General features: G+C 73.9%; 6 protein-coding genes. All 6 read left to right on the forward strand.

Annotated elements, in window-relative coordinates; translation table 11 throughout:
* Nucleotides 1–29: 29 nt before the first annotated feature.
* A complete protein-coding gene (locus ACFY01_RS45320) occupies nt 30–989 on the forward strand; it encodes an SRPBCC family protein (RefSeq protein WP_390741639.1) in 960 nt (319 codons plus the stop codon).
* Between the two features lie 20 nt (nt 990–1,009).
* A complete protein-coding gene (locus ACFY01_RS45325) occupies nt 1,010–2,404 on the forward strand; it encodes a hypothetical protein (RefSeq protein ID WP_390741640.1) in 1,395 nt (464 codons plus the stop codon).
* 131 nt (nt 2,405–2,535) lie between these two features.
* Complete coding sequence (locus ACFY01_RS45330; RefSeq protein WP_390741641.1) at nt 2,536–3,216, forward strand: 4'-phosphopantetheinyl transferase family protein; 681 nt, start codon at nt 2,536–2,538, stop codon at nt 3,214–3,216.
* 97 nt (nt 3,217–3,313) lie between these two features.
* The gene (locus ACFY01_RS45335; protein WP_390741642.1) at nt 3,314–5,362 is read left to right on the forward strand and encodes a condensation domain-containing protein; all 2,049 of its coding nucleotides are present in this window, start codon (nt 3,314–3,316) and stop codon (nt 5,360–5,362) included.
* Between the two features lie 172 nt (nt 5,363–5,534).
* Nucleotides 5,535–5,735 carry an acyl-CoA carboxylase subunit epsilon gene (locus tag ACFY01_RS45340; RefSeq protein WP_390741643.1) on the forward strand — a complete coding sequence of 67 codons (201 nt, stop codon included), beginning with the start codon at nt 5,535–5,537 and terminating at the stop codon, nt 5,733–5,735.
* A 35-nt stretch (nt 5,736–5,770) separates the two neighbouring features.
* A partial coding sequence (locus tag ACFY01_RS45345; protein ID WP_390741644.1) for a carboxyl transferase domain-containing protein occupies nt 5,771–6,000 on the forward strand: 230 nt, incomplete at its 3' end.

The following is a 6,000-nucleotide window of genomic DNA, read 5'->3' on the forward strand; positions in this document are numbered from 1 at the left end:
TGACCGCACCGGGAGGAGGGGGGTCACGCATGTCGGCGCAGCGGGTGCACTCCACCCAGCACACGGTCTCCGTGGCCGCTCCCGCCGGAGTGGTCTACGGCCTGCTCGCCGACGCCCCACGATGGCCGGTCTTCCTGCCCTCGCACGTCCATGTCGAGCGGATGGACGTCGGGCCGGCGGGCTGTGACGGCGCCGAGGAACGACTGCATGTGTGGGCCGTACACGCCGACCACGTGCGCTCCTCCGTAGCACGGCGGGTACTGCGCCCGCAGACCCGTTCCATCGAGTTCGAGCAGCAGGACGCCTTCCTGCCAGGCGCCCCGACGCGCGGCGCCTGGACCGTGGAGCCCGAGGGCGAGGACCGCTCTGTGGTGACTCTGCGGCACGAACGGCCCTCCGGGCCCGGCGAGACCTCCGGCGCGCTGGAGGCGGACGTGCGGGCGCAACTGGCCGTGGTGCGGGAGACGGCCGAGCGCTGGGAGAAGCTGGACGAGCTGCTGTTCTCCTTCCAGGACAGCGTGCGCGTCGAGGGCCCCGCGGAGCTCGTCTACGACTTCCTGTACCGCATCGAGGACTGGGTCGACCTGATCCCGCACGTCGAGTGGGCCAGGGTGGCCGAGGACCAGCCGGGCGTCCAGGTCGCCGCGCTGGACACCTGCGCGACCGAGAGCGGGGAGACGGTCACGGTCGAGGCCGTACGCCTGTGCTTTCCGCACGCCGGGCGGATCGTCTACAAGGAGACCGTGACGCCCGAACTGATCGCGGCGCACAGCGGTGAGTGGTACCTCGCCCCCGATGCCACGGGGGTGACGGTCGTCTCCGCCCACTACGTCATGCTCCGCGAGGAGGCCGTCGAACGGGCCCTGGGCCCGGGGGCGGCCCTGGTCGACGCCCGTCGTCATGTGCGGGAGTGGCTGGGCCGGGCGAGCACCGAGGCCCTGACGCTGGCCAAATGGCACGCCGAGAGCGCCGTACGCCGTCTGCGATGAGGACGAGGAGGAGGTCGGCGATGGTCCTCACACGACCCGATGCACCAGCCCAGCCGGAGGCCGGTCCGACCGGTGAGCCGTACGGCGAACGGGCCGACGCCGCCCGCCACTTCACAGAAGTGCCCGCGCCGCCCGCAGTCGCGGTGCGCGCGGTCCGGCTGGAGAAGCTGCTCGGCGCGCCCTTCCACCCTGCCAACCCCTACGGTCGGCTCGCGCTGGCCGCCGCGCCCACGCGGGAGCCCGCGGTGGCCGACGACGTGTTCGGCGGAGTCCTGCCGGACCCGGACGAGGCGCGGCGCCTTCCGGCCGACCAACTCGTCCGGTTGCTGCGTCCGCTGTTCAGCCGGGACCTGGCCCTGTCGTACGACTGGGCGATCCGGCCTGTGCTCGAGGCGCGGCCGGCGGCGGATGAGGTGCAGAGCGGCCCGGCGGTGGACGAGAAGGTGGACGGACTGGGCGCGTTGCTCGGGCCCGCGGCATTGGTCGCCGCCGCCGGTGGGGCGTTGCGTACCGCCGCTCGCATGGTGGCCTCGGTGGGCGACCGACGGCCGGAGGTGAGGCAGTGGCAGCCCGCGTTGGCCGCCGTCTTCGCGGACCTGCTGGCCTGCGAGAGCCTGACGACCGTGGCGCTGCGCGCGCTGCGGCTGCCCGCCGGGGCCGCTCCCGAGCTGGTCGCCGCGGTCGGATACGTCGTGCCGCACGTCGTGGGCGGTGTGCTGGCCGACCTGGAACTGGTCCTGAACGAGAGCGGGTTCGGCCCCGGCACCACGGAGCGGCGCGTCCTCGCCAAACTGATGGCGGACCGGGCGCACGCCGGGGTGGACTGGGCGGCCGCGGTGCTGTGGCAGGGGCGGCTGGTGCGCGCGCTGCCCGCGCTGGGCGGTGTTCCGCGGCACCGGGAGCACCCCGCGTTCCCTGCGCTGTTCCGGCTCTGGGAGGAGCCTGTCGCCGACGTCCCGGCCGACGGCGACGGGGGCCTCGGCACCGTGGCCGCAACCCTGACCGGTGCGGCCGCCCGGCTGAACGCCGTCGGCGCCAAAGATCCGGCGAACGCCCTGCTCGCCCGGGTGGCCCGTCGGCTCGTGACCGAGCAGCGATCGCTGCGCCACAGGTGCCTGGCCGCCACGGACGCCGATCCGGCGGCCCCGGCCGCCCGGGCGCTGGCCGAGCGTCAGGCACTGCTGCTGCTGGCCGCCGCCGTGCTGGGGGTCAGGGAGGCGGCCGCCGGAGTACGCACCGGCTTCCTCGGACAGCCCGGCTGGGCCCTGCTGGCACTCGTGCGCGTCAGCGAGCGGCTCGGTGTCCCGGTGCCCCGTCTGCCGGGCGACCCACGGGCCGGAGTGTGGACGGAACTGGCCGAGCGGAGTCGGCGCGGCGTCGACTGCGACGTGTACGCGACGAAGCCGCTGTGGTGAGCCGGGTGGAGGGACGCGGCGGTGGGTCCGCCGCAGGGCGGCACCCCGTTGCGCCGCCTCCGGTCCGTCTCACTGGTCCAGAGGGGCCCTGGGACGGCCTGCACGACTGTTTCGAGTCCACCGGGCGGGTCGTGGTGCACAGCACCTGGGGCGAGTGGTTCACCGCCGCTCTGCTCGATCCCGGGCTGAACGAGCTGCTCGGGCGTGACCGGCCGCGTTACCGGCAGACCGCCGACCCGGCCGGACGGCTTCGCTTCGCCGTCTCACGCGTGATCCTCAAGCACGCGGCCGCGCAGGTCCTGAACGTCGCCCCCACCGACCTCGACCTCGCCTACCAGTTGGGCGGGCGGCCCACGTTGCGCGGGCTGGGAGAGGAGCTGCACCTGAGCCTCGCCCACACCGACGACCTGGTCGTGGTGGGGCTGAGCGGAGCCGGGCCGGTGGGCGTGGACGCCGAGTCCGTCACGCGGCGGATCTCGCTCGATCTGCTGCGCGACCATGTGTGCACCCCGCGGGAGGCCGAGGCGCTCGCCGCCCTGCCCGATGAAGAGAGCACGGCCGCGTTTCTGCGGCTGTGGACGCTGAAGGAGGCGTACACCAAGGCCCTCGGGCAGGGGATGCGGCGCCGTTTCGCCGCGGTCGGATTCCGTTGGGAGGACGGTGGCGCCGCCGTCCTGGAGGAGGACTCGGCCGACGCGCGCGAGTGGACCTTCGTCACTCACCTCGTCCAGGGGGGGTACCTGGTGAGCGAGGCCCATCGGGCCGCGAGTGCCCTGGCCTTACCGGGGGCGGGGAGCCCCGGGGGACGGTGAGGGGATTGCCCAAGCACGTGAAAAAACGATTCGGAATGGAGGTCTGGGAGTCGGTCCGTCCTGCGGGGACGGTAGGGTCCGGCGCCCGGGGCAGCGGATGAGCAGTCACCACTCGCATGCGGACGCCGTCTTCGCCGTGGTGCATGAACCGGGCGTCGCGGCGCACGGGGACGCGCTCGTCTTCGAGCTGTGGGCAGGATTCGAAGCCGTACGGTCAGAAGCCGTCGCGGCCCGGATCGCCGAGCGGCATCCCGGCTACGACGTCGCCCTGGACGACGACGTCAGCGGCCGGCGCGTGCTGCGCCTCACCCCGGTCGGCCGTCCCCCCGGCGGCCGGGCGCTGCTCACCCCGGAACTGGCGGCCGACCTACTGGCGCCGCTCGGTACCGGCACGTTCCCGGTCACCGGCCACCAGCGGGACCTGTTGCACGCCGCCGTCGCGGGACGGGACGGCCCCGGGCGCCACGTCGAGCAGCTCTTCTGGAACTGGTCCGGGCCGCTGGACATGGGGCAGTTCACGGCTGCCTGGCAGTCCGTCGCCGAGCGGGAAGCCGTACTGCGGGCGTCTTTCGACTGGACCGGCGACTTCCGGCTGGTGCTGCACGACCGGGCGGCCATCGAGGTCGTGCGCCGCCCCAATGCCGAGATCGGCTGGAGCGACCTGCTCAAGCAGGACCGGGTACGGGGCTTCGAACTGCACCGTCCCGGGTTGCTGCGGGTGACCCTGCTCGACGGGCCGTCACGCCCGACGGGGGAGGAGCGGGCGCCGGTCCGCGTGCTGGTGAGCTACCACCGGGCCCTGCTCGACGAGCGTGGCGCCCGCCTCCTGGTGCGCGAGTTCTACCGGGCCTACGTCTGCGGCGGCATGCTGCCCGGGGGCGAGCGGCGGCCCGACATCCGCGACCATGCCGAGTGGCTGGACCAGCAGGACCCGCAGATCGCACGGGAGTACTGGGCTGTCGCCGCCCCGCCCCGCAATGCCGCCGTCAGTCCCGGCCGCCCGGGCGGGCCGACCCGGAACGCCGGGCCCGGACGGGTCCAGCGCCGCCTCAGGCCGCCCCAGACGTCCCGGCTGCGGTCCTGGGCGGCGGCGCGCGGAGCAGGGGAGAGCAGCGCCCTGCACGTGGTGTGGGCGCTGCTGCTGTACCGGGCGGCGGGCGTCGCCGGGCCGGTCCCGGTCACCTTCGGCGTGCACCACTCCGGGCGCGATCTGGCGCTGCGGGAGGCGGCGGGCATCCCGGGGCTGCTCGGCAACCCGCTGCCGATGACCGTCACCGTGGACCCCGCGGCCCCGCTGACGGAGCTGTTGCGGCAGGTCCGGGACAGCGCGCTCGATCTGACGGCCTACGCCTGGGTGAGCGGTGACCGGATCCGGGAGTGGAGCGGGCGGCGCGAGGACGGCGAACTCACCGACACCCTGGTGCGCTTCGACAGCCGGCCCGAGCTGCCCCCGAGACTGCGGGCCGAACTCGAGGCGCAGGGCATCCGTGTGGACGTGCCGCAGAGCGCGGGTGGTGACACGAATCTGCCGATCACTCTCGTGGCGCAGTACGACACCGAGGGCGGGCTGGTGCTGACCGCCACTTACGACCGGGCCGACCTGGCGGACACCGACGCCTCCGGGACGCTCTCGCAATGCGTGCGGCTGCTGCGGAGCCTGCCCGACCAGCAGCAGGCGGACGGCACCGTCGCCCAGGTGCTCGAGCTGCTGCGGACGTCCGAGGTGCCGCGCCGCGCCGATCGCGGGCGCGGGCCGCGCGGGTGTGCCCTCGCCGTGCTGCGGCCGGGGGAGCCGCAGGCGGACGTCATCTGTCTGGTCGGCGTGCCCGGGGTACCGCTCGGCGCGTACGAGTTGCTGGCACGTGAGTACGAGGGACCGGAACGGATCGTCTCTCTGGGGCTGGACGACCCGTCCGGCGCCCCGCCGTCCCTCGTGGGGGAACTGCTGCGACCGGGGCGCAGGGTGATCCTGTGCGGGTGTGGGCCCGCGGGCCGGGCCGCGCAACGGATCGCCTGGGACGTCAGGGAGTTGTTCGGCGAGACGGCCACCGTGGTGTTGACGGGAATCGGCGGCCCGGCCGAGAGCGCGCTCGCCCTCGACCGAGCCCTGCGGTCGGTACGCACCGGGAGCCCGAGAGGTCTTTGACCGGACCAAGGGGCTCGAGTCGCACGAACGATACGCGGGTCCGCCCATGAGATCGCTTCGTGCCCGGCGTGAGCCGCAGGCGTGCCGAGACGGTTCCGATGGCCTTCGAGTCAGGCGAGAGGCGTTGTCGAGGGGGATGTCGGACGGTGGCCGAAACGCCGGAGGAGGGGGCATGGGCGATTCGGATCGCGGAGAACCCGCTCTGCGGGTCGAGCGGGGGCAGGCAAGCGACGAGGAACTGGCCGCGCTCACCGTCGTCCTGCTGGCACTGCACGCCGACGCGGTGGCGGAGCAGGAGGAGCAGCAGCGGTTCTCCAAGGGCTCCCGGCGGTGGAGGCCGCACGCCTACCGGGCACCGCGCAGCTGGCAGTGACGGGATTCCCCGCCCCGAGAAAGGGACCTGACGACATGTCGACATCGATTGCCCCCGCTCCGGTGGAAACCGGGCCGAACGACATCCGCGACCGTGTCGCGGAACTGCACGGTATCCGTGCGCAGGCCGTGGCGGGCCCGAGCGAGAGGGCGACCGAGGCGCAGCACGCGAAGGGCAAGCTGACGGCCCGGGAGCGGATCGAGCTGCTGGTGGACCCGGGTTCCTTCCAGGAGGTCGAGCAGCTGCGCCGGCACCGGGCGACCGG

Source organism: Streptomyces sp. NPDC001480, from assembly GCF_042894725.1.
Lineage (GTDB): Bacteria > Actinomycetota > Actinomycetes > Streptomycetales > Streptomycetaceae > Streptomyces.

Excerpts from the sequence above, each read along its gene's own strand:
- ACFY01_RS45320 (WP_390741639.1), top strand. The coding sequence starts at position 30 with ATGTCGGCGCAGCGGGTGCACTCCACCCAGCACACGGTCTCCGTGGCC.
- ACFY01_RS45325 (WP_390741640.1), top strand. The coding sequence starts at position 1,010 with ATGGTCCTCACACGACCCGATGCACCAGCCCAGCCGGAGGCCGGTCCG.
- ACFY01_RS45335 (WP_390741642.1), top strand. The coding sequence starts at position 3,314 with ATGAGCAGTCACCACTCGCATGCGGACGCCGTCTTCGCCGTGGTGCAT.
- ACFY01_RS45340 (WP_390741643.1), top strand. The coding sequence starts at position 5,535 with ATGGGCGATTCGGATCGCGGAGAACCCGCTCTGCGGGTCGAGCGGGGG.